The following is a 1,756-nucleotide window of genomic DNA, read 5'->3' as shown; positions in this document are numbered from 1 at the left end:
TGGGGCGCAAGCCGAATACCCCATCTGGCTCATACGCTGATCCTTCTCGGATTGGACGTAGGGCTCGTTCAGCTGGACGTTCCCGGACCATCGCAACAGTCACCGAATCGTCCGTCTTCGGACGGGCTGTGCCGGGACACCCGCCGAAGTCTTCCGCGAGAAGCTAATGACAGAGACGGATCCCCTGTCCTAGTCTAAAACGCGTCAGCGTCGCGGGTCAGCCTGAAACCACAGAAGTGATTTGCGAAGACAGGAGAGCGAAGGCGCCTTCGCTCTCCCTGGCACCGGCTACTTCGCCGCCAGCCAGTTGTTGAACCGCTCGGCCAGTTCCGCGCTGTGATCGGCCCAGAAGCCGGGATCCTCAAGGACGGCATTGGCCATGTTCTCCGGCGCCGTCGGCAGGTTCGGCGCCATCTCGGTCTTGTCGTCCTTGTAGAGCCCCAGAAGCGGGGCCGAGGATTTGCGGGCGGGGCCGTAGCTGATATAGCGCGCCTGTCCGGCCAGGGGCTCGGACCCTGTGGCGAACTTGACGTATTCCAGCGCTTCTTTGGGGTGCGGCGCGCCCACGGGAATGACGAAGGCGTTCAGTTCCAGGTATTGCCCGTCCCAGATCACCTCGAAGGGCTTGCCCTCGTTGATCGCGGCGTCGAAGATGCGGCCGTTATAGGCGGTGGTCATCGTCACCTCGCCGTCTGCCAGCAGTTGCGGCGGCTGCGCGCCGGCCTCCCACCAGACCACGTCCTTCTTGATGGTGTCGAGCTTGGCAAAGGCCCGGTCGACGCCTTCGGGCGTGGCAAGCACGTCATAGACCTCGGATGCCGGCACCCCGTCGGCCATCAGTGCGAAATGCAGTGTGCGCTTGACGTCCTTGGCCAGCCCGCGCTTGCCGGGAAAGGCTTGGGTGTCGAAGAAATCCGCGACGGTCGACGGCGCCTTGTCCGGGAACTTGCTGGTGTCGTAGCTGATCACGGTGCCGGCAAAGATGGTCGCGATGCCGCAATCGCTCAGCGCGCCGTCGATGAAGTCCTCGGCCGCGGGCGTGCCGTCGGCCCCCGGCGGCAGGTCGGCCGGGTCGATGGCGATGACCGCGCCGTCGTCGCAAAGCCGCACGGCATCGGCCATGGCCACGTCGAAGACATCCGCCGTCACGTTCCCCGCGCCCACCTGCGCCCTGAGCAGGACCGAGGGATCGTCCGCCGAGATGGTAGTGACCTTGATGCCGGTCGCTTCGGTGAAGGGCTTGTTATAGGCCTCGATCTGGCTGACCTCGATGGCGCCGCCCCAGGTGACGACGCTGACCTCCTGCGCTGCGCTGGCCGAGGCCACGAGGCCGAATATCAAGGCCAGCGCGGTGGTCGAATGGGGGTGTTTCATGATGTTTCTCCCTGATCTTGTTATGTTGGAACGGTTGTGAAGGCAGGCTATCCGGCCCCCTGCAGGGCAGCCCTGACGGGGTCGGGCACCGGGACGCTCTGGCGCGCCAGCGCGTCGAAGAACACCTCGACCACCTCGCAGGTCGCGACGGTCCGGCCGGTGGCGGCTTCCTGCATCGTCAGCGCCAGGGTCACGGATTTGCCGCCGATGCGCGCCGGCTGCCCCGAGATCGCCAGCACCTCGCCGGCCGTGACCTCGGATCGGTATTCGATCTTCAACTGGGCGGTGACGGGGATCACCCCGGGCTGTCCCGGAGGGGGAACCTCCACCCCCGCCTGGGACCAGAAGATGAAGATCGCGTCGTCGAAGGCGGCCGCGTAAT

2 protein-coding genes are annotated in these 1,756 nt (G+C 65.6%); both read right to left on the bottom strand.

All coding sequences use genetic code 11. The annotated features are described in order from the left end of the window. Window positions 1-288: 288 nt before the first annotated feature. Window positions 289-1,374 (bottom strand): ABC transporter substrate-binding protein, encoded by a 1,086-nt coding sequence (locus FE811_RS26735; protein WP_140849534.1) that lies wholly within the window; start codon window positions 1,372-1,374, stop codon window positions 289-291. A 47-nt stretch (window positions 1,375-1,421) separates the two neighbouring features. Then, on the bottom strand, window positions 1,422-1,756 hold a 335-nt coding region (locus tag FE811_RS26730; RefSeq protein WP_140849532.1), incomplete at its 5' end, for a thioesterase family protein.

It is taken from the genome of Paracoccus sp. FO-3, from assembly GCF_006386455.1.
In the GTDB taxonomy this organism is placed as follows: Bacteria; Pseudomonadota; Alphaproteobacteria; order Rhodobacterales; family Rhodobacteraceae; genus Paracoccus; species Paracoccus versutus.
This window is presented reverse-complemented; position numbering and strand designations above follow the sequence as displayed.

Excerpts from the sequence above, each read along its gene's own strand:
- FE811_RS26735 (WP_140849534.1), bottom strand. The coding sequence starts at position 1,374 with ATGAAACACCCCCATTCGACCACCGCGCTGGCCTTGATATTCGGCCTC.